Below are 20,707 nucleotides of genomic sequence, written 5' to 3'. Positions count from 1 at the left end.
GTAACTGTTTTTATGAGCAAGCTGCATGCCATCGACATCACCACTGATCGTCTGTCAAGACGGCGGTTTTTGCCATGGGGCAAGCCCCAGTGATGCATCGATGCACGGACTTGGCGGTTTCATGGCGGTTCGAGGTGGCTGAAGCGGTGCGCGCCTGTTCCGCACTCACCGTTCCAGTGCGACATCGCTGAGCGGCTTGCTGCAGCAGGGCAGGATCCAGCCTTGATCGACCTCCCTCGGTCGGATGCCGCCGTTGTGTTTCATGTCGACCTCGCCGGACTTCTTGCGCGTCTTGCAGGTGCCGCACACACCGTTGCTGCAGGAGGAGGGCAGGCGCAGGCCGGCCGCCTGCGCCGCCTGCAGAATCGTCTGGTCGCTGCGGCACGAGAAGGTCTGGCCACTGGTCTGCAGCACGATGCTGTGCCCGGCCGAAGCGCCATCGGCTGGCGCCGCCGGTTCGGGCAACGCTGGCGCAGCAAACGAGAAGCTCTCTTCCCGGTAGCGCGCCATGTCGTACCCGGCGTTCGACAGCAACTGTCGGATGGCGGCCATGAAAGGCGCCGGTCCGCAGGTGTAGATGTCGCGCTGCAGGAAGTCGGGCGCGATGTGCGCCAGGCGTGCCGCGTCCAGGCGCCCCAGGTGCCCGGCGTACGCGCTGCCCGGTGTGTGCTGCTCGCACACCATGGCCAGCCGCAGCTGCGGCATGTTGCGCGCCATCAGCGTGAGCTCTTCGGGAAAGAGCAGGTCGGCCGGCGAGCGGGCGCAATGGGTGAACACGATGTCGGCGCTGCTGCCCAGGTCGTGCAGCGCACGTGTCATCGACATCAGCGGTGTGATGCCGCTGCCCCCTGAGAGGAACAGGTAGCGTTGCGTTGGCGCGTGGTGGAAACAGCTGAAATCGCCCGCCGGTCCGATGGCGCTCAGGCGCATGCCGGCGCGCAGGTGGTCGTGCAGCCAGTTGGACACCGGGCCACCGGGCACGCGCTTGACGGTGATGCTCACCAGGTCGGGGCGGGTGGGTGTGCTCGACAGCGTGTAGCAGCGGTTGATCTTGTGTCCGTCGATGTCCAGTTCCAGCGTGATGAACTGCCCAGGCAGGTAGCGAAAGCTCCGGGGCCCTTCCGCTGCGAGGACGAAGGTCCTGACGTCGTGGGTTTCCTGGCGAACCTGTACGCATTGCAGGAACTCATCCCGGTCGGCGTTCCACACCGCCGAGGGCGGCGCGGCGAGGTCGGGTGTGTGCAAAGAGGTGGCCATGGTCGTGTGTCCGGCGCTGGATGTGTCGTGGGGGCGTTACCGGGTGTGTGCGTTCAGGCGGTTGACGTACCAGTTGCAGAACTTCTCGACCAGGCCTTCGGTGTAGGGCGAGTAGGGGCCGGGTTCGTAGGCGCCGGTGGCGATGCCGATCTGTGACTCCTCGACCAGGCGGCGGTCCTGGGCGTTGGTGGCGTTCCAGACCGCGGTGAGGTTCTCGACCGTGTAGTCCACGCCCTCCACCGCGTCCTTGTGCACGCACCAGGTGGTGCGCACCAGGGTCTTGCCGGCCGAGATGGGCAGCACGGTGAAACTGACGATGTGGTCGCTCATGAAGTGGTGCCAGGAGTTGGGCTGGGTCCAGAAGGACAGACCGCCCAAGGCCGGGTCGGTGAAGTCGGCGAGCAGCTTCCTGGACGCCACCTCGGTGTTCAGGGTCTGGGAGTGGCCCGTGCGGTCCAGCGGCAAGCGCTGTGTGCGGTAACCGGTGATCCGGTCGTCCAGCCGTTCGATCTCGGCGGACGGCAGGCCCATGCCTTCCCAGCGTTCGCGGGCGGCGTTGGTGATGTCGATGAAACGCTGCTGCTCGGCGGCATTCTGTTCGTCCGGCTTGTAGCCGAAGCCGAACTCGTAGAGGGAGATGGTCAGTTCGGGGTGGTTGGCCACGCAGTGGTAGCACTCCCGGTTGTTCTCCATGGTGAGCTTCCAGTTGCAGCTTTCGATGATGTCCACCTGCGCGGCCACCTTGCACTGGTCCAGGCGGTGGGGTGCCAGGTAGGGCGTCATCTCGGCGGCCATCTGATCGAAGTCCGTCGGCGGCTCGTCGGCCAGGCAGATGAAGATCAGGCCGCACAGCGTGCGCACGTGCACCGTCTTGAGGCTCATCTCCGACGGGTCGAAGTCTGCGCCCATGTGCTTGGCGTGGATCAGCTTGCCGCTCAGGTCGTAGGTCCACTGGTGGTAGGGGCAGACGATGTTGCCCAGCTGGCCCTGGTGGCTTTCGCACAGCCGGGAACCACGGTGACGGCAGACGTTGTGGAAGGCGCGCACACCCATGTCGTCGTCGCGCACGATCAGGATGGACTTGTTGCTGAACTCCACGGCGATGTAGTCGCCCGGCTCCGGGATCTGCGGCTCGACGGCCACAAAAATCCAGTGCTTGCCGAAGATGTGTTCCATGTCGGCCTGCAGGACCGTTTCGCTCAGGTAGAAAGGCGCTTCCAGGCTGTGGCCGGGGCGGCGGCGCTCCAGCAACTCGCGGGTGAGCAGCGTCTGAGCAGAGATGGTTTTGGTCATGGAGAGATCCCTTCAGAAGTGAACGAGAGAATGGGCACGCAGGTAGTCGAGCACCGCCTGCGCCTTGTTTCGGGCATCGCCGGTTTTCAGCACCGTGCCGCTGGTCGATGGCGACTCGATGGCACCCAGCATGCGGGCGTGGCCACTTTGCTGGCGGCGGGCTTCCAGCGGCTGGCGGCGTTTGTGGGTCTGAACGAGCTGGCGCGGTGCGGGTGCACCGTCCGGGCCGTTGGCGGTGGTGACGGGCTTGCGCAGCACCTGACCGGCGACCGCACAGGCCATCGAATGGCGCAGCGTCAGCTGGGCCGCCGCGCTCACGGCCAGCACCGCCGGCGGGTGCACGCGCAGTTGGCGTCGCGCGCCTTTGGGCAAGGCCTGGGTCACGATCCAGGCCTTGCCTTCGGGCCGGATGGACAGCACGTCGCTGATCACGGGGCGGCGCAGTGCGGCGGCCAGCGCATAGGGCAACACGTCTTCGCCGGGTTCCGAGCCCTGCCGGGTGCCGGTGAGCACCCAGGCCACGTCCTGCAGCTGTGCGGCCAGGGTGGCGGTGAGGTCGGTGCCGGCAGCGCATTCCAGCAGTTCGATGTGCGATGCCCCGAGGGCGAGGTAGTCGCGCGCCACGGCATCGGACATGTTCCCGGCCGAGAGCAGGCGGACCTGGTCCGAAACGCTCAGGGCCAGTGCGGCCGCCACGGCGTCCGCGCGGCTGCGCACCGGCCGGCCACTGACGGGGTGTTGGCGGCCTGCGACCAGGACCGTGATGTCGTTCATGGGGCCTCCTTGTGTTGCCGCACCAGATCGAGCAGGGCCTGCATCAGGGCGCGGCTGTCCTCGACCACGGTCAGGTCCGCGCGCCGCGTGATGGGGGCGGATGTGTCCAGGTTGACCGCGATCACATGGCGGCAGTCCTTGATGCCCTGCAGGTGCTGCACGGCACCCGAGATGCCCACGGCCAGGTAGCCGGAAGCGGTCACCGTCTTGCCCGTGGCACCGACTTGCTGCGCCCGGGCAAAGCGCCCGTCGTCCACCGCGACACGGGACGCGCCCACGGCCGCACCCAGCGCCTGGGCCAGCGCGTGGAACAGCGGCAGGTCGGTGACCCCGTTGCCCGCGGCCAGGATGAAGTCCGCTTCTTCCAGCGCCATCGTGGCCGGGTCGCCGGTCTGCACACCCAGGTCTTCCACGCCCGCTTCGACCACCGCCGGCCAGCGCGGGGACTCGCCATGCACGCCCAGCCCCAAGAAGGGCAGCTGGGGGCTGGCCACGCCCTTGGCCAGCAGCATCACCTGTGCATGGGGCTGTTGCCAGTCCTGGCCCCCACCGGCGGGAATGCGCAGGTTGTCGGCCGTGAGCTCGGCCACGCCAGCGGCCAGCGGCAGGCCGGCGCGGGTGGCGAAACGGCGACCGAGCTGGCCATCGGCCCCGTTGTCGGCCATCAGCCAGCGCGTGGGCGAGAGCTGTCGCCGCAGGTCTTGCAGCCATTGCACGCTGGCTGCGCTCAGGTAGGCGTTGCCATCCGCACCGTCGGCCACCAGGACCCGGTCCACGCCCAGGGCCGCGACGTCGTCGTGGCAAGGGCCCAGCACCGCCAGCACCACTTCGGTGTGGGGGGCCGCGAGGATGGCCGCCGCCGCGATCACCTGACGGGCCAGGTCGCTCAGCGCACCCCGGTCCGGGTGGGTCACCACCAGGGTGATCTCGCTGAAGGGGCCGGCGCTGCGAACCGGCTTGGCCAGCGGCGCATGCGAGGCGCTCGTGGCCAGGCCTTCGCCTTCGCTGCTGCCCAGGACGATGCGGCGCAGGCCTTGCGGGGTGATGATGGCGGGGCGGCGCGGATCGACGCGGCGCAATGGGGATGTGGTTGTGCTCACTGGAAACCTTCGTGCTTCGCACTGCGGTGGGAGCTGGCTTGGGAACGGCCCGGCGCTGCGCTCATGCCACCTCCAGTGCACGAGCCACCAGCTCGGCGATGTCCAGCACCTCGGGGCGCGGGCCGACCACGCCTTCGAGCATGGCGGTGCAGTTGGGGCAGGCGACGGCCACCACGGCGGCGCCGGTCCGCCGGGCGTCGGCGATGCGGATGTCGGGGATGCGCGTCTCGCCGGGGATGTCGGTGAATGGCGCACCACCGCCGCCGCCGCAACAGCGGCCGCGCTCGGCGTGGCGCTCCATCTCGACGACCCGGATGCCGATGCCCTTGAGCAGCTGGCGCGGGGCTTCCACTTCGCGGCCGTAGCGGCCGAGGTAACACGGGTCGTGGTAGGTCACCACGTCCTGGCCGGCCACCTTGGTGGGCGTGATGGTGCCCTTGGCCAGCAGGTCGGCCAGCAGTTGGGTGTGGTGCCAGACGTCGTAGCGGCCCCCCATGGCGGGGTACTCGTTCTTCAGCGAATGGAAGATGTGCGGGTCGGGTGTGACGATGTGCTGGAAGCTGCGCGTCTTCAGGGTGTCGATCAGCTGCAGGGAGAGCCGCTGGAAGCCCGCTTCGTCGCCCAGCCGGCGTGCCAGGTCGCCGCAGTCGGTCTCCACCGCACCGAGCAGCGCGAACTTCAGGCCGGCCTTTTGCAGTGTCTTGATGAAGGCCCGCAAGGTGCGCTGGTAGCGCATGTCGAAGCCGCCTTCGCCCACCAGCACCAGCCAGTCGATCTGTTCGCCGGGGTTCAGCACCGGCACATTCAGGTCGGCCGCCCAGTGGTGGCGCGCGCTGAGCGGGAAGCCGCCCACGGTGTCGGTCTCGCGCAGCTGCTCCAGCGCTTCCATGCCCTTGTTCGGCACCTCGCCCCGCACCAGGGTGATGTGGCGGCGCATGTCCACGATGGCGTCCACGTGCTCGATCAGCATCGGGCATTCCTGCACACAGGCCCGGCAGGTGGTGCAGGACCACAGCGTGTCGGCGTTGATCAGGCCGTTGACGATGGGCAGATGGGGCGCGCCGCCGTGCTGGCCCACGGGCTGGCCGGGGTAGGGGCTGCCGGCGTAGGCGGCGTCCGTGCGGCCGCTCATGCCGACCACCAGGTCCTGGATCAGCTTCTTGGGGTTCAGGGGCTGGCCGGCGGCGAACGCGGGGCAGGCCGCTTCGCACTTGCCGCACTGCACGCAGGCGTCGAAGGACAGCAGCTTGTTCCAGGTGAAGTCCGCCGGTTTGCCCACGCCCATGTCCTCGGCGGTCAGCTTCAGCGGTTTCAGGGCCGTGGCGAAGCGTTTGTCGCCGAACCGCTCGGGGCGGGGGTGCAGGCCCAGGTGCAGCAGGCCGGCGACGGCGTGCTTCATGGGGCCGCCCAGCCCGATGCCCAGCGCCAGCTCGGCCACGCCCGCGGCGAAGGCCAGGCTGATCAGGCCCGCCAGCCAGGGGGCGAGGGCGGTGCCGGTCAGGGCCACCACACCGACCAGGGTCGCGGCGGCGGCGAAGGCCAGCAGGGAATAGGGCAGTCGTTTCCAGGCCCCTTGCGACAGGCGCGGCGGTGCCGCACGCCGGCGCCAGGCCATCGCACCGGCGCCGACGATGGCCAGCAGGCCGGCGATGAGCAGCACCACGTCCAGGCTGCGCCAGTACAGGCCGAGGCCGTAGTTCAGCGCCACGATGAAAAGCGCCAGCAGCGTGCCCCCGGCGACGCCGACGTGGGCACGCGCCACGAAGGGCTCGCGCGCCACGACATCGTGCAGGTCCACGAAGTAGCGTTTGGGAATCTGCAGCAGGCCGCCGAGATCGAAGGCCGCCGACCGCCCGGTGCGCCAGATCGCGGTGCGCCGGGCCAGGCCGATGAGCAGGCCCAGAACGGCGAGCCAGAACACAGCGCTCACAAGGTGCGCAAGCGACATCTCAAAAGTCCTTACAGAGGCGCAGCGAGTCGTAGATCGCGGCGTGGATGTTGTGCATCGACACGCAGTCGCCAACGCGGTAGAGCAGGAAATCGTCGCCCTCGGTCTGGAGGCTCAGGTCGGGCTGCGGCAGGGCGTCGTACAGGGCGTCGATGTCGGTCTGCCCTTTGTTCAGCGACAGGGGCTTGAGCTGGTGGTAGAGACCCTCGTTGGGCAGGATGCCGTTCTCGATCACCACCTGATCGACCGCGCGCTCTTCCAGCGCCTCGGTGTACTCGTTCTTCAGCACCGCGATCAGCTTGTCGCCCTCGCGGTACACGCGCTCCAGCCAGAAGTTGGGGGTCTGGATCACGCCGTTGGCGTACAGCTGGCGGTAGAAAACCGGGAAGGTGGTGCCCCCCGTGTCGTCGGCCACCTTCACGTCGGGGGTCACGATCTCCACCAGCTTGCCGCGGGACGCGATGAAGTCGGCCACGCCGGTGCCGGCGTGCGTGCTGATGCTGTCGTAGACCAGCACGTTCTCGGCCGGTGCCACCGCGCCCGAGAGGATGTCCCAGCCGCTGACGCACAGGCCGTCGGCCGCGCCCCAGGCGGGCACCTGGCCGGTGTGTGGCGTGCCGCCCGTGGCCAGCACCACGATGTCCGGTTTTTCGGCGCGGATCATCTCGGCCGTGGCCGCCACGCCGAGGCGGCGGTCCACCCCCAGGCGCACCGTTTCCATGTCGAACCAGCGGATGATGCCGGCCATCTGTTCGCGCTTGGGCGGCTTGGCGGCCAGGTTCACCTGTCCGCCGACCGCGCTGTTCTTCTCGAACAGCACCACGTCGTGGCCACGCTCGCGCGCCACGCGGGCGGCTTCCAGGCCAGCCGGGCCAGCGCCCACCACGACCACCTTGCGGCGCGCGCCCGTGGTCTTCTGGATCACGTGGGGCATGGTCTGCTCGCGGCTGGTGGCGGCGTTCTGCACGCACAGCACGTCCAGGCCGTTGTATTGGCGGTCGATGCAGTAGTTGGCACCGACGCACTGCTTGATCTGGTCTTCGCGGCCGTCGCGGATCTTGATGACCATGTGCGGGTCGGCGATCTGCGCGCGGGTCATGCCCACCAGGTCCACCATGCCGGTGGCCAGGATGCGCTCGGCCTGCGAGGCATCGCGGATGCTCTGCGCGTGCATGACCGGGACCTTGGACACCGACTTGATGCCGGCGGCCAGGTGCACGAAGGGCTCCGGCGGCAGCGCCATGGGCGGCATGCAGTTGGCGAGGGTGTTGTGGGTGTCGGCACCCGAGCCCACCACGCTCAGGAAGTCGATCAGACCGCTCTCGGACATCGCCTGGGCGATCTCCTTGGCCATCTCGTGGCTGATGCCGTCTTCATGGAATTCGTCGCCGCACATGCGCAGGCCCACGCAGAAATCGGCCCCCACCTGTTCGCGCACGGCCTGCAGCACCTCCATGCCGAAGCGCAGGCGGTTCTCCAGGCTGCCGCCGTACTCGTCGGTGCGGTGGTTGACGCGCGGGCTCCAGAACTGGTCGATCAGTTGCTGGTGCGCGGCCGAGATCTCGATGCCGTCCAGGCCCGCGTCCTTGACGCGCTTGGCGGCGCGGCCGTAGTCGGCCACGATGCGGCGGATTTCCTCAATCTCGATCATCTTGGCGTTGCCACGGTGCACCGGCTCGCGGATGCCCGAGGGGCTGACCAGGTGCGGCCAGTCGAAGCCGTGCCAGGCGTTGCGCCGGCCCATGTGGGTCGCCTGGATCATCAGCTTGGCGCCGTGTTTGTGCATGGTCTCGGCCAGGTTGGCCAGGGGCTCGATCACCGTGTTGGTGGCCAGGTTGACCGAGCTCCACCACGACCAGGGGCTGTCGCGCGAGACCGGGCTGGAGCCGCCGCAGATGGCCAGGCCCACGCCGCCCTTGGCCTTCTCTTCGTAGTAGCGGATGTAGCGCTCGGTCGGGTGGCCGCCTTCGGCGTACACCTCGGCGTGCGCCGTGCTCACGATGCGGTTGCGCAGCAGCACCTGGTTCAGGCGCAGAGGTTCAAACAGGTGCGGGTAACGCATGGGGGAGGCTTTTCTCGGAAGGTGTCAGAGGGGGCTGACGGTGAACTCGCAGTGACCGTGGCCTTCTGCCGCACATTGCGTTTCCACGCTGGTGGTGCGCAGCGCCGAGCCGCTGGTTTCCAGCACCCAGTCCATCGCGCCCGAGAACCAGCCGGCGAACAGGTAGCAGACCTTGCTGTGGTCCACCGGCACACCGGCGATGCCCTGCGCCAGCACGAACACCGAGTGCTCCAGCCGAACGCGGGCGTGGCCCGTGGTGGCATCGGACTCGATGAAGGAGAACAGGCCCCAGCCGCGTTGCGACAGGCGCTTGAGGTAGTGCTCGTACACGGCCATGCCGGTCAGGCCATGGGTGGCGGCTTCTTTCTGGCACCAGAAGTAGGCCGAGCGGTGGCCTGCCTTGTAGAGCGCGGGGGCATACACCTCCCGACCCACCACCGCTTCGGTTTCCACGTGGTTGTTGACGAAGAAATGCCGCGGCACATAAATCATCGGTAGGCCGTCGGTGGTCCAGACGCCTGTGCTGGCGTTGACTTCAATGGGGAGTTGGGGGTTCATGGGGACTTTTTTTGATGAATGAGGAATTGCGCAGGCGCGGCCTTACTGGATCTGCGCCGACTTGACCACCACCCAGTTGCGGTCCGCCGTGACAGGCAGGCCCAGGGCCTTTTGGGCTTCAGCATGTTTTTTCTGCATGGCCTGGATCTGCACCAGGTATTTGTCTTTGCGGTTCACCCACACGCGCAAGCCGCCGTGCTCCACGTCGGTGCCGCGAAACAGCATGGGGCCGTCGCTCACCGGGGTGTCACCGGCCACCAGAATGGGCTTCTTCCATTCGTCGATATAGGTGTAGATGGCGGCCTGCTTGCCTTCGAACCAGGTCATGGGAGCCCACAGCGCGGGTGTCAGTTCGTGGTCCAGCAAGGCTGCGGGGTCGTAGGTCTTGGCGGCAATCAATTTGCGCGCATTGGTGAGCTCGCCGGTCTTGCGGTTTTTCAGCTGCATGCCGACGCCGATGACGTTCTGCGGTTTGATGTTGTAGCCATTTTTCGGGTCGGCCAACACCATGCGCACCAGCTCTTCGCTGGCAGCGCTCACCACGTAGACCTCAATGCCGTTTTCCATGAGCTTGTTGTAAAGCTCCTGCATGCCGGTGTAGAACTTCGGCGGCTTGACCGCGATCGTCTTGAGCGCCGTGCCTTCGTAGTAGGTCGCGGGGATGCTGGTGCCTGCGGCCAGCATGTCATCGACCCAGCCCTTGAGCTCACGCAAGGTGTAGCCCGAAAACACCTGGGCCACCCAGGGGTAGCAGACCTGGTCGTCGATCTCGCACAGGCGGTAGTAATAGCTGTTCAGGCTTTCCTTGTGGCCGTCGATGTCCTTGAACGGAATCAGCTTCAACGCCGGGTCGAGCTTGTCGCGGCTCAGAATGCCCTTCATTTCCAGATAGGGCAGCAAGGATTCTTCAAGGTCGTTGTTGTAGGTGGTGTTGTCGGCGTCAAACACCGCAAACGCACCCTTGTTGGCGTTGGCCTGGATCAGGCTCTCCAGCTGTGTCGCAGCCTCAGGTGGCCAATGTTTCAACGCTGTCTGGGCCTGAGCGGAAAACACCAGGCCCAGACTGAGCGCCCAAGGCGCCAGCCATTGAAAAGAAATGGTTTGCTTCAACATGGCGACACAGCCTTTGCGATTTAAAGGTTGGATTCAGTCGGACGCTCAGGAGGTCCACTCGGCGACGCGCGCCGCGTTGTCGGCCATCCATTTGTCGGCGGCGGCGGCGGGCTTGCTGCCCCCTTCGACGGCCAGCATCACCGCGCCGATTTCCTCTGGCTTCCAGGAGAACTTCTTGAGGAAGGCCACGACCGATGGGGCCTTGGCGTTCAGGCCGGGGTTGATCACGCTGTCCACATGCTCTTCGGCGCCGTAGATGTTCTTGGGGTCGGCCAGGAAGCGCAGCTTGTACTTCGCGAACATCCAGTGCGGGATCCAGCCGGTCACGGCGATGGCCTTGTTGGCGCGGTAGGCGCGGTCCAGCTCGGCGGCCATGGCGGGGCCCGAGCTCGGCAGCAGGCGCATCTCCAGGCCGTAGGCCTTGATGGCCTCTTCGGTCTTCTTCATCACGCCGGCGCCGGCGTCAATGCCGACGATGCGGTTGTCGAAGTCGGCGCGGAAGTTGTTCAGGTCCGCCAGGCTGGTGGCCTTGACGTACTCCGGCACGATCAGGCCGATCTTGGCGCCCGGGTAGTTGGCGCCGATGATCTGCACCTTGTCCTTGAAGTTGGCCAGGTAGGCCTCGTGGGTCACGGGCAACCAGGCGGACAAGGTCATGTCCAGGTCACCACGCGCCACGCCTTGCCACATGATGCCGGCGGCCAGCGGCACCAGGTCCACCTGGTGACCCAGCTTGCTGCGGATGATGGCTGCGGCCAGGTGCGTGGTCGCCACGCTGTCGGACCAGCCGTCCACGAAACCGATCTTGAGCACGGGCTTGGATTGCGCCAGGGCGCCCATGCCGGTGGCGGCCAGCGCGGTCAGGCCCAGCGACTGGGCCAGAAACGTGCGGCGGGGACGAGGGGAGAAGGGCTGCGACTTGATCATGATGGGGAACTCCTGCGTTGGTTAGAAGAAAGCGAGAACTGCTCGGGGGCGGGGCGACTTGAACTACACACTCCACACTTCACCAAAAACACGGAGCCAGTTGCGCCCCATGACCTTTGTGATCTTGCTGGCCGGCCAGCCGGCGCGCTCCATCGCGGCCGTCAGGTTGGGCATTTCACCGATGGTGCGAATGCCCAGTGGGTTCTGGACGGTGCCGAAATTCGTCAGGCGGCGACCCCGTCCTTTGTCGTGGGTGATGTGGTCGAAGAAATCCTGTCCGTAGCCTTGCGTGTGGTCGGTACCGACGCCCACGCAGTCTTCGCCCACGAGGTTGATCACGTAGTCGAGTGCCTCGACGTAGTCGTCCACGGTGGACTCGATCCCGCGCCGGAGGAAGGGTGGGAACATGGTCACGCCGATGAAGCCGCCACGGTCGGCGATGAACCTGAGCTGTTCGTCGCTCTTGTTGCGCGGGTGTTCCTTCAGGCCGGCTGGCAGGCAGTGGCTGTAGGTGACCGGCTTCTTCGATTCGAGGATGGCTTCTTCCGAGGTCTTGGCGCCCACGTGGGACAGGTCCACCATGATCCCGACGCGGTTCATCTCGCCGATCACCTCGCGCCCGTAGCCCGACAGGCCGCCGTCGCGCTCGTAGCAGCCGGTGCCGATCAGGTTCTGCGTGTTGTAGCAAAGCTGGACCACGCGAACGCCCATGTCCGCGAAGGCTTCGACGTAACCCAGATGGTCTTCGAAGGCGTGCGCGTTCTGGAACCCGAGGATGATTCCGGTCTTGCCGTCCTTCTTGGCCTGTTCGATGTCGGCCGTGCTGCGCACCAGGGACAGCAGGTCGCTGTTCTCGCGGATGGACTTCTTCATCTCGGCGATGTTGTGCACCGTGCTCTTGAAGTCGTCCCACACCGAGACGGTGCAGTTGGCGGCGGTGAGGCCGCCCTTTTTCATGTCCTCGAAGACCGAGCGGCTCCACTTCGAGATGATCAGACCGTCGATGACGATGGCGTCCTGGTGCAAGTTGCTCATGGCTTGGGTGTGGGTAAGGGTTTACGCGAAGGGGACTTGGTTTTCTGTTAGGGGTGCTGTCGAGTGCGTTCATTGTTGTGGCGCGGTCCCCGGCCAGCTTGTGCATGACAGACGCGCACTTGCTCATAAACGACATGGCTGCCGACGGGTACCGGCCGCAGGTTTCAAGCGCTTCTCTCTGCCGAGGTGGAGGCCGACAGGCCCGGGGGCCGTGGCATCGGCGCAGGGGCGCTGGACGCTGCTGAGACAATTCGGGTTGCCTTTGTCTGCCCTTCACCTCTTCCCCCTTCCTGAAAGCACGTTCCATGCGGTCAAACGCAAACATCCGGCTCGCCATGTGGTCCATCTGGCTGATCCCGCTCCTGTGGACGGTCAACAACCTGCTGGCCCGCGTGGCGCCGGGGGTTGTCGGACCCTACACGCTGGGTTTCATGCGCTGGGGATTGGCAGGCATGTTGCTGAGCTGGCTGGTGCGCGACGAGCTGCGACGGGAATGGCGCCACCTGGTCCGGCACTGGTACCGGTACCTGGTGCTGGGCTTTCTGGGCATGGTGGCCTGCGGGGCTTGGGTGTACATCGGCGGTCGGACGACCAGCGCCACCAACATTGCCCTGATCTACTCCGCCGCACCGGCGCTCATCGCCGTGAGTTCGGCCGCGTGGCTGCGCGAACGCATGGGTGGCCTGCAGTGGGCGGGTCTGGCACTGGCATTGGCCGGCGTGTTGCATGTCATCGTGCAGGGCCACTGGTTGGGCCTCGCCGACTTCCGGTTTGTCGAAGGTGATCTCTGGATTCTGACCAGCGTGGTCTGCTGGGCGCTCTACGCGCTCCTGCTGGAGGCTTGGCGCAGTCCGTTGGGCGCCGCCGCCCGGCTGGCGGCCGCTGCCTGGGGCGCCCTGCCTATGCTTGCCGCAGGCGCGGCCTGGGAGATGTCTCAGCCATCGACCCCGGCGATAGGCGCCGATGCGCTCCTGATGGGGCTGGTCGCGGCCCTGGTTCCCGGTCTGATGGCCTTTGGTCTGTACGGATGGTCGCAGCAGATCCTGGGCGCCAGCAAGGTGGCCGCCACCCTGTACCTGGGGCCGCTCTACGGCGCCCTGGCAGCCTGGTGGCTGCTTGGGGAATCCCTGGGTTGGTACCACTTCTGGGGCGCGGCGCTGCTCTTGCCCGGCGTCTTCCTGGCCTCACGCCCGGTGGCGCCATCGCGCGCGGCGGCCAGCGCGCCGCTGTGAGCCGGTTGCGTGTCGGAATCAGGCCAGAAACTGGCGTGTTCAGCGAATCGCCAGGCCCCGATGCGCCGCACCATGCACTGGCGTTCCAAAGCCGTTCATGGTGGTGGCGGGCGCTACCCGCGCACCCCTTGACGGGGGTGTTTCCCAACAGGCGCGGCCACTTCCTGGTCAACGGTTGCTCGGGCCTGTGTCGTCTTATTCAGCTGGAGCAAACATGCAGATGAAGGTAGCAGGAATACTCGCCGTGGCGGGCTTGTTGACGGGGCAGCAGGCTTTCGCCGAAGACGCCAGTTGCAAGACCGTCAACTTTGCCGACGTGGGCTGGAGCGACATCGCGGCCACCACCGGACTGGCTTCGGTGGTGCTCGAAGGCCTCGGCTACCAGCCCAGGGTCACCATCGCGTCCGTGCCCATCGTCTTCGCCGGCATGAAGAAAAAACAGATCGACGCCTTCCTGGGCTACTGGAATCCGTCCATGACACCGGTCATCGAGCCTTTCGTGAAGGCGGGCGACATCAAGGTGCTGGAGACGCCGAATCTGGTGGGCGCCAAGTACACGCTGGCGGTGCCGACCTATCTGTACGACAAGGGCCTCAAGACCTTCGGCGACATCTCGAAATTCGAGAAGGAACTGGGGGGAAAGATCCATGGGATCGAGCCCGGCAACGACGGCAACGCCCTGATCGCCGGAATGATCAAGGACAACAAATTTGGGCTGAAGGCGTTCAAGCTGGTGGAGTCCAGCGAGGCGGGCATGCTGGTCGAGGCCCAGCGTGCGGGCAAGGCGCAGAAAGCCATCGTGTTCCTGGGCTGGGAGCCGCACCCGATGAACGTGCAGATCAAGATGAGCTACCTCGCGGGCGGCGACGATGTGTTCGGGCCGAACCTGGGGGAAGCCAAGGTCTATACCGCGGTTCCGCCGTCGTATGAGAAGCGCTGCCCCAACGTCTACGCCTTCCTCAAGAACCTGCAGTTCAGCACCACCATCGAAAACCAGGTGATGGAGCCGATCCTCAACAAGGTCAAACCCAACACGGCGGCGCGCGCCTTCCTCAAGAAGAACCCGGGCACCGTGGACAAATGGCTGGCCGGTGTGACCACGTTCGACGGCAAGCCCGGCCTGGACGCGGTCAAGGCCGCACTGGCGAAATAAACCCGACCGCACAGCCGAGCCTTCACCGGTGTGAGGGCGGCCGGCGTGCGGCCATGGGCGCCCGGCCTGCATGGGCCAGGCCCCCGCAAGGATGGTCATGAATCCCACAACCCTGTTCAGCTTCATCAACGGACAACACGTCCACGGCGGAGGGGCGGCCTTTGAGTCGGTCAACCCCGCAACAGGGCAGGCCTGGGCCGTCGTGCACGAAGCCACGCAGGACGACGTGAACCGGGCGGTGCAGGCTGCGCAGGCAGGCTTTGCGCTGTGGTCGGCCATGAGCGGCACCGAGCGCGGACGCGTCCTGCGCCGGGCGGCCGACATCCTGCGCCAGCGCAACGACGAGCTGGCCGCGCTGGAGGTGCAGGACTGCGGCAAGCCCATTCAGGAAGCCCTGGTGGTGGACGTGATGAGTGGCGCGGACTGCATCGAGTACTTCGCGGGCGCGGCCGCCACGCTGACCGGCCAGCAGTACCCGCTGAAGAACGCCTTCGCCTACAGCCGCAAGGAGCCGCTGGGCGTGTGCGTGGGCATCGGTGCCTGGAACTACCCGATCCAGATCGCCTGCTGGAAATCCGCCCCCGCGCTGGCGGCGGGCAACGCCATGATCTTCAAGCCCTCGGAGCTGACACCGGCCACGGCGGTGAAGCTGGCCGAGGTGTACCTGGAAGCCGGCGTGCCGCCAGGCGTGTTCAGCGTGGTGCAGGGGCGCGGGGCGGTGGGGGCGATGCTGGCGGCCCACCCGGACGTGGCCAAGGTCTCCGTCACCGGCTCGGTGCCCACGGGCAAACGGGTCATGGAAACGGCCGCCGGCACGCTCAAGCGGGTGACCATGGAACTGGGCGGCAAGTCGCCACTGCTGGTGTTCGACGACGCCGACCTGGAGCAGGCGGTGTCGGCCGCGATGATGGGCAATTTCTACACCCAGGGCGAGGTCTGCACCAACTGCACCCGCGTGTTTGTGCAGCGCGGCATCGCGCCGCGTTTCCTGGCGCGGCTGAAGGAGCGCACCTTGCTGCTGCGCGTGGGCGATCCGATGGACCCGCAGACCGAGATCGGGGCGCTTATTTCCGAAGCCCATGCCAACAAGGTGATGGACCACATCGCCAGCGGGCAGGAAGAGGGCGCCACCCTGGTGTGCGGGGGAGAGAGGGTCATCGTCGAAGGCCTGGGCCGCAACTTCGTGGCACCCACCATCTTTGCGGACTGCCACGATCACATGCGCATCGTGCGCGAGGAAATCTTCGGGCCGGTGCTGTCCATGCTGAGCTTTGACACCGAGGCCGAGGCGGTGGCACGGGCCAACCACTCGCGCTTCGGGCTGGCCGCGGGTGTGTTCACCACCGACCTGCAGCGCGGCCACCGCGTCGCCGCACAGCTGAGGGCCGGCATCTGCTGGATCAACAACTACAACATCACGCCCATCGAGATGCCGTTCGGCGGTGTCGGCGAATCCGGCATCGGCTCCGAGAACAGCATGGCCGCGCTGGACCACTACACGCAGCTCAAGACGGTGTACGTCGAGCTGGGCGAGGTGGCGACCAGCTACCGCTGAACCCCCAGGCTTCGAGTCACTTCTTCCCACCGCCGCACGAGCCGCTTCGCATGACCCAGCCCGCCGCAGAGTTCGACTACATCATCATCGGCGCCGGTTCGGCCGGCAGCACCCTGGCCTACCGCCTGGGCGAAGACCTGGACGTGAAGATCTTGGTGATCGAGGCCGGTCCCATGGACCACAACCTGTTCATCCACATGCCCAGCGCGTTCGCCTACCCCATGGCCAACCCGCGCTACAGCTGGCAGTTCGTGGCCGAGGCCGACCCCGGCATGAACAACCGCCGCATCCACTGCCCGCGCGGCAAGACCATCGGCGGCTCGAGCAGCATCAACGGCATGGTCTACATCCGCGGCAACGCCGAGGACTACAACGGCTGGGCCGAGCAGTTTCACCTGCCCGAATGGCGCTACGCGCACTGTCTGCCGTACTTCCGCAAGTCCGAGACGCGCGAGCAGGGCGGTGATGACTACCGGGGCTCGGACGGACCGCTCAAGGTCAGCACCGGGGCCTGCCGCAACCCGCTGTACAGGGCCTTCATCGAGGCCGGCCAAGAGGCCGGGTACGGCTACACCGCCGACATGAACGGCCACCGCCAGGAAGGCTTCGGCCCCATGGACATGACGGTGCACAAGGGCCGCCGCTGGAGCACGGCCATGGCCTACCTGCGGCCGGCGCTCAAACGCGGCAACGTCACGCTGCACACCGGCACCAGCGCCTCGCGCATCCTGTTCGAGGGCCGAGACCCGCCGCGCGCGGTGGGGGTGGCGGTGGAGCAGGGCGGGCAGCAGGTGGTGTACCGGACGCGGCGCGAGGTCATCCTCAGCGCCGGGGCGATCCAGTCGCCGCAGCTGCTGCAACTCTCCGGCGTGGGCAACCCGGAGCTGCTGCGGCCGCTGGGCATCCCGGTGGTGGCCGACCGGCCGGGTGTGGGTGAAAACCTGCAGGACCACCTGGAAACCTATGTGCAGTACGCCTGCAAGCAACCGATCACGCTGTACTCGGCCACCAAGCCGCTGGCCATGGGGGCCATCGGCGCTCAGTGGCTGCTCACGCGCAGCGGCCTGGGCGCCACCAACCACTTCGAGTCGGGCGGCTTCATCCGCAGCGACGCGGGTGTCAAGCACCCCGACCTGCAGTACCACTTCCTGCCGATGGCGGTGCGCTACGACGGCAGCGCGACGGTGGATGGCCACGGCTTCCAGGCCCACGTGGGGCCCATGCGGTCGACCAGCCGCGGGCATGTGCGCATCCGCAGCGCCAGCCACCGCGACGCGCCCGAGATCCGCTTCAACTACATGAGCACCGAGCAGGACCGCAAGGAGTTCCGCGCCGCCATCCGCCTCACGCGCGAGGTGTTCGAGCAGAAGGCCTTCAACCGCTACCGCGCCGAAGAGCTCTCGCCCACCGCGCAGGTGCAGAGCGACGCACAGATCGACGAACACATCCGCAACCAGGCCGAGACGGCCTATCACCCCAGCTGCTCCTGCCGCATGGGGCACGACGACCTGGCGGTGGTGGACGGCCAGGGCCGGGTGCACGGTGTGCAGGGCCTGCGCGTGGTGGACGCGTCCATCATGCCGCTCATCGTGAGCGGCAACCTGAATGTGCCGACCATCATGATGGCCGAGAAGATCGCTGACGCGATCAAGGGCCGGGCGCTGCCGCCGTCGGACGCGCCCGCCTGGGTGCACCCGCACTGGCAGACGCAACAGCGTTGAAGTGAAGCACCCCCTGCGCCGCTGACGCGGCTTCCCCCTCTGTTGCGCGCCTGCGGCGCTTCGAGGGGGACGCACCCTGTGACCCGGCAGAGCCGGTTCCACGGGTGCCCTGGGCTCGGACACGCGCTCCGGCTGGATTCTGTGTGTTCTCCCTGTGTCACTGCCCGCGGCCGTGTCGGAATCCGACGCCTGCACATGTCGGAATCAAGACAGAAATTGGCGTGATCAGCGCAGCACCGACAAGGGTTGAAACCGAAGATTCACTCCAGTTCGCCACACCCACAAGACCCGAGGAAACACCCCATGTTCAGCTACCAGAAACAGTCCTTGCAGGCCTCCGATCCGGCCCTGTGGTCCATCGTCCAGCAGGAGCACCAGCGCCAGGAACAGCACATCGAGCTGATCGCCAGCGAGAACTACACCTCGCCAGCCGTGATGCAGGCGCAAGGCAGCCAGCTCACCAACAAGTACGCCGAGGGCTACCCCGGCAAGCGCTACTACGGCGGCTGCGAGTACGTCGACCAGGCCGAGCAACTGGCCATCGACCGCGTCAAGCAGCTGTTCGGCGCCGATCAACACGGCTGGGCCGCCAACGTGCAGGCGCACTCGGGCGCGCAGGCCAACGAGGCCGTGTTCATGGCCTTCATGAAACCCGGCGACACCTTCATGGGCATGAACCTGGCCGAAGGCGGCCACCTTTCGCACGGCATGGCGCTGAACATGAGTGGCAAGTGGTTCAACGTGGTCAGCTACGGCCTGAACGAGAAGGAAGAGATCGACTACGACGCGATGGAGCGCAAGGCCCACGAGAGCAAGCCCAAGATCATCATCGCCGGGGCATCGGCCTATGCGCTGCGCATCGACTTCGAGCGCTTCGCCAAGGTCGCCAAAGACGTGGGCGCCCTGCTGATGGTGGACATGGCCCACTACGCCGGCCTGATCGCCGCCGGCGAGTACCCGAACCCGATTCCCCACGCCGACATCGTCACCAGCACCACCCACAAGAGCCTGCGCGGGCCGCGCGGCGGCATCATCCTGATGCGCCCCGAGCACGAGAAGGCGATCAACAGCGCCATCTTCCCCGGCCTGCAGGGCGGGCCGCTGATGCATGTGATCGCGGCCAAGGCGGTGGCCTTCAACGAGGCGCTGTCGCCCGGGTTCAAGGCCTACCAGCAGCAGGTGGTGAAGAACGCCGCCGCCCTGGCCGACACGCTGGTGGCGCGTGGCCTGCGCATCGTTTCCGGCCGCACCGAGAGCCACGTGATGCTGGTGGACCTGCGCGCCAAGGGCATGACCGGCAAGGCCGCCGAAGCGCTGCTGGGCCAGGCCCACATCACGGTCAACAAGAACGCCATCCCCAACGACCCCGAGAAGCCGATGGTGACCAGCGGTGTGCGCCTGGGCTCGCCGGCCATGACGACCCGCGGCTTCAAGGAAGCCGAGGTCATCCAAGTGGGCCACCTGATCGCCGATCTGCTCGACCACCCGGAAGACGAAACCGTGGTCGCCCGCGTGCGTGCCGACGTGGCCGCGCTGACCGCGGCCTTCCCGGTCTACGGCTGAACCTGGGCAGCACCACATGTCCCTCAGCACCTTCGACCTGTTCAAGATCGGCATCGGGCCGAGCAGCTCGCACACGGTCGGGCCCATGCGCGCGGCGCTGCTGTTTGCGCAGGCCCTGCGCGACGGCGGCCTGCTGCCTGCCGTGCAATCGGTGCGTTGCGAGCTGTACGGCTCGCTCGGCGCCACGGGCAAAGGCCACGGCAGCGACAAGGCCGTGCTGCTGGGTCTGGAAGGCGAAGCGCCCGACCGGATCGATCCCGACGTGATCTCGCCGCGCCTGCTGGCCCTGCGCGCGTCGCAGACGCTGAACCTGCTGGGCACGCACCGCATCGCGTTCAACGAGCGCGAGGGCCTGAAGTTCCTGCGCAAGGCCTTGCCTTTCCACCCCAATGGCATGCGCCTGTTCGCCTTCGCGGCGGATGGCGAGCCCTTGCTCGACAAGACGTACTACTCCATCGGCGGCGGTTTCGTCATCAACCAGGATGCCGAAGGACAACCGGCGCTGGTGCCCGACCGCAAGGTGTTGCCCCATCCCTTCACCACCGGGGACGAGCTGCTGCAGCGCTGCAAGGACAGCGGCCTGAACATCGCTCAGGTGATGTGGCACAACGAGCTGGCCTGGCGCGATGCCGACACGGTGCGCGCCGATCTGCTGCGCATCTGGGCCGTGATGCAGGCCTGCGTGCGGCGCGGCGTGGCCACCGAGGGCGTGCTGCCCGGTGGCTTCCAGGTCAAGCGGCGCGCGGCAGAGCTGTACCGCTCGCTCACCGCCCACCCCGAGGCCGCGCTGAAAGACCCGCTGCAGGTGATGGACTGGATCAACCTGTACGCGCTGGCGGTCAACGAAGAGAACGCGGCCGGTGGCCGTGTGGTCACGGCGCCCACGAACGGCGCGGCCGGCATCGTGCCCGCGGTGCTGCACTACTACAGCCGTTTCGTGCCCGGTGCCAGCGAACAGGGCGTGATCGACTTCCTGCTCACCGCCGCCGCCATCGGCATCCTCTACAAGGAAAACGCCTCGATCTCGGGCGCCGAGGTCGGCTGCCAGGGCGAGGTCGGTGTGGCCTGCTCGATGGCCGCTGGCGCGCTGGCACAGGTCATGGGCGGCACACCCGAGCAGGTGGAGAACGCGGCCGAGATCGGCATGGAACACCACCTGGGCCTGACATGCGATCCCATCGGCGGCCTGGTGCAGATCCCGTGCATCGAGCGCAACGCGATCGCCTCGGTCAAGGCCATCAACGCCGCGCGCATGGCGCTGCGCGGTGACGGCACGCATTTCGTGAGCCTGGACAAGGTCATCCGCACCATGCGCCAAACCGGCGCCGACATGATGACGAAATACAAAGAGACCTCGCGCGGAGGCCTGGCCGTGAACATCGTTGAATGCTGAAAAGAACGAGAGAAAGAACCCCC

At 66.8% G+C, this 20,707-nt stretch carries 16 protein-coding genes; 6 read left to right on the top strand and 10 right to left on the bottom strand.

The window, feature by feature from the left end; translation table 11 throughout:
- Positions 1–165: 165 nt before the first annotated feature.
- From KIH07_RS24985 to KIH07_RS24940, 10 genes are all read right to left on the bottom strand, one after another.
- Positions 166–1,257 carry a 2Fe-2S iron-sulfur cluster-binding protein gene (locus KIH07_RS24985; protein ID WP_226494540.1) on the bottom strand — a complete coding sequence of 364 codons (1,092 nt, stop codon included), beginning with the start codon at positions 1,255–1,257 and terminating at the stop codon, positions 166–168.
- A gap of 36 nt (positions 1,258–1,293) precedes the next feature.
- Complete coding sequence (locus tag KIH07_RS24980) at positions 1,294–2,550, bottom strand: aromatic ring-hydroxylating oxygenase subunit alpha (protein WP_226494539.1); 1,257 nt, start codon at positions 2,548–2,550, stop codon at positions 1,294–1,296.
- A 12-nt stretch (positions 2,551–2,562) separates the two neighbouring features.
- Positions 2,563–3,324, bottom strand: coding sequence for a hypothetical protein (locus KIH07_RS24975; protein ID WP_226494538.1), 762 nt, complete (start codon positions 3,322–3,324; stop codon positions 2,563–2,565).
- The gene (locus KIH07_RS24970; RefSeq protein WP_226494537.1) at positions 3,321–4,424 is read right to left on the bottom strand and encodes an electron transfer flavoprotein subunit alpha/FixB family protein; all 1,104 of its coding nucleotides are present in this window, start codon (positions 4,422–4,424) and stop codon (positions 3,321–3,323) included. Before KIH07_RS24970 ends, KIH07_RS24975 begins: the two co-directional genes overlap by 4 nt.
- 61 nt (positions 4,425–4,485) lie before the next feature.
- Complete coding sequence (locus KIH07_RS24965) at positions 4,486–6,372, bottom strand: (Fe-S)-binding protein (RefSeq protein WP_226494536.1); 1,887 nt, start codon at positions 6,370–6,372, stop codon at positions 4,486–4,488.
- 1 nt (position 6,373) lies between these two features.
- A complete protein-coding gene (locus tag KIH07_RS24960) occupies positions 6,374–8,434 on the bottom strand; it encodes an NADH:flavin oxidoreductase (protein WP_226494535.1) in 2,061 nt (686 codons plus the stop codon).
- 24 nt (positions 8,435–8,458) lie between these two features.
- Complete coding sequence (locus tag KIH07_RS24955; protein WP_226494534.1) at positions 8,459–8,992, bottom strand: DUF5943 domain-containing protein; 534 nt, start codon at positions 8,990–8,992, stop codon at positions 8,459–8,461.
- A gap of 42 nt (positions 8,993–9,034) precedes the next feature.
- Positions 9,035–10,105: a haloacid dehalogenase-like hydrolase gene (locus tag KIH07_RS24950; protein WP_226494533.1), complete on the bottom strand. Its 1,071-nt coding sequence runs from the start codon at positions 10,103–10,105 to the stop codon at positions 9,035–9,037.
- Between the two features lie 45 nt (positions 10,106–10,150).
- Positions 10,151–11,032, bottom strand: coding sequence for a glycine betaine ABC transporter substrate-binding protein (locus tag KIH07_RS24945; RefSeq protein WP_413465794.1), 882 nt, complete (start codon positions 11,030–11,032; stop codon positions 10,151–10,153).
- A 63-nt stretch (positions 11,033–11,095) separates the two neighbouring features.
- On the bottom strand, positions 11,096–12,067 hold the full coding sequence (locus KIH07_RS24940; RefSeq protein WP_226494532.1) for a dipeptidase: 972 nt from the start codon (positions 12,065–12,067) through the stop codon (positions 11,096–11,098).
- Between the two features lie 305 nt (positions 12,068–12,372).
- Between KIH07_RS24940 and KIH07_RS24935 the strand changes: the two genes are divergently transcribed.
- From KIH07_RS24935 to KIH07_RS24910, 6 genes are all read left to right on the top strand, one after another.
- Entirely contained in the window at positions 12,373–13,299 is a 927-nt protein-coding gene (locus tag KIH07_RS24935; RefSeq protein WP_226494531.1) for a DMT family transporter, read from the top strand.
- A 220-nt stretch (positions 13,300–13,519) separates the two neighbouring features.
- Positions 13,520–14,452 carry a choline ABC transporter substrate-binding protein gene (locus KIH07_RS24930; RefSeq protein ID WP_226494821.1) on the top strand — a complete coding sequence of 311 codons (933 nt, stop codon included), beginning with the start codon at positions 13,520–13,522 and terminating at the stop codon, positions 14,450–14,452.
- A gap of 97 nt (positions 14,453–14,549) precedes the next feature.
- Complete coding sequence (betB, locus tag KIH07_RS24925) at positions 14,550–16,007, top strand: betaine-aldehyde dehydrogenase (RefSeq protein ID WP_226494530.1); 1,458 nt, start codon at positions 14,550–14,552, stop codon at positions 16,005–16,007.
- Positions 16,008–16,057: 50 nt separating this feature from the next.
- Entirely contained in the window at positions 16,058–17,728 is a 1,671-nt protein-coding gene (gene betA / locus KIH07_RS24920) for a choline dehydrogenase (protein WP_226494529.1), read from the top strand.
- 303 nt (positions 17,729–18,031) lie between these two features.
- Positions 18,032–19,291 (top strand): serine hydroxymethyltransferase, encoded by a 1,260-nt coding sequence (glyA, locus tag KIH07_RS24915; protein WP_226494528.1) that lies wholly within the window; start codon positions 18,032–18,034, stop codon positions 19,289–19,291.
- 16 nt (positions 19,292–19,307) lie between these two features.
- Complete coding sequence (locus KIH07_RS24910; protein ID WP_226494527.1) at positions 19,308–20,684, top strand: L-serine ammonia-lyase; 1,377 nt, start codon at positions 19,308–19,310, stop codon at positions 20,682–20,684.
- Positions 20,685–20,707: the final 23 nt, after the last annotated feature.

This window comes from Hydrogenophaga taeniospiralis (assembly GCF_020510445.1).
In the GTDB taxonomy this organism is placed as follows: domain Bacteria; phylum Pseudomonadota; class Gammaproteobacteria; order Burkholderiales; family Burkholderiaceae_C; genus Hydrogenophaga.
The sequence above is the reverse complement of the archived record's forward strand: the minus strand, read 5'-3'. Positions and strand labels throughout refer to the sequence as shown.

Coding starts and splice junctions, on each gene's coding strand:
- KIH07_RS24985 (WP_226494540.1), bottom strand. CDS start 1,257: ATGGCCACCTCTTTGCACACACCCGACCTCGCCGCGCCGCCCTCGGCG.
- KIH07_RS24980 (WP_226494539.1), bottom strand. CDS start 2,550: ATGACCAAAACCATCTCTGCTCAGACGCTGCTCACCCGCGAGTTGCTG.
- KIH07_RS24975 (WP_226494538.1), bottom strand. CDS start 3,324: ATGAACGACATCACGGTCCTGGTCGCAGGCCGCCAACACCCCGTCAGT.
- KIH07_RS24965 (WP_226494536.1), bottom strand. CDS start 6,372: ATGTCGCTTGCGCACCTTGTGAGCGCTGTGTTCTGGCTCGCCGTTCTG.
- KIH07_RS24960 (WP_226494535.1), bottom strand. CDS start 8,434: ATGCGTTACCCGCACCTGTTTGAACCTCTGCGCCTGAACCAGGTGCTG.
- KIH07_RS24955 (WP_226494534.1), bottom strand. CDS start 8,992: ATGAACCCCCAACTCCCCATTGAAGTCAACGCCAGCACAGGCGTCTGG.
- KIH07_RS24950 (WP_226494533.1), bottom strand. CDS start 10,105: ATGTTGAAGCAAACCATTTCTTTTCAATGGCTGGCGCCTTGGGCGCTC.
- KIH07_RS24945 (WP_413465794.1), bottom strand. CDS start 11,032: ATGATCAAGTCGCAGCCCTTCTCCCCTCGTCCCCGCCGCACGTTTCTG.
- KIH07_RS24940 (WP_226494532.1), bottom strand. CDS start 12,067: ATGAGCAACTTGCACCAGGACGCCATCGTCATCGACGGTCTGATCATC.
- KIH07_RS24935 (WP_226494531.1), top strand. CDS start 12,373: ATGCGGTCAAACGCAAACATCCGGCTCGCCATGTGGTCCATCTGGCTG.
- KIH07_RS24930 (WP_226494821.1), top strand. CDS start 13,520: ATGAAGGTAGCAGGAATACTCGCCGTGGCGGGCTTGTTGACGGGGCAG.
- betB (WP_226494530.1), top strand. CDS start 14,550: ATGAATCCCACAACCCTGTTCAGCTTCATCAACGGACAACACGTCCAC.
- betA (WP_226494529.1), top strand. CDS start 16,058: ATGACCCAGCCCGCCGCAGAGTTCGACTACATCATCATCGGCGCCGGT.
- glyA (WP_226494528.1), top strand. CDS start 18,032: ATGTTCAGCTACCAGAAACAGTCCTTGCAGGCCTCCGATCCGGCCCTG.
- KIH07_RS24910 (WP_226494527.1), top strand. CDS start 19,308: ATGTCCCTCAGCACCTTCGACCTGTTCAAGATCGGCATCGGGCCGAGC.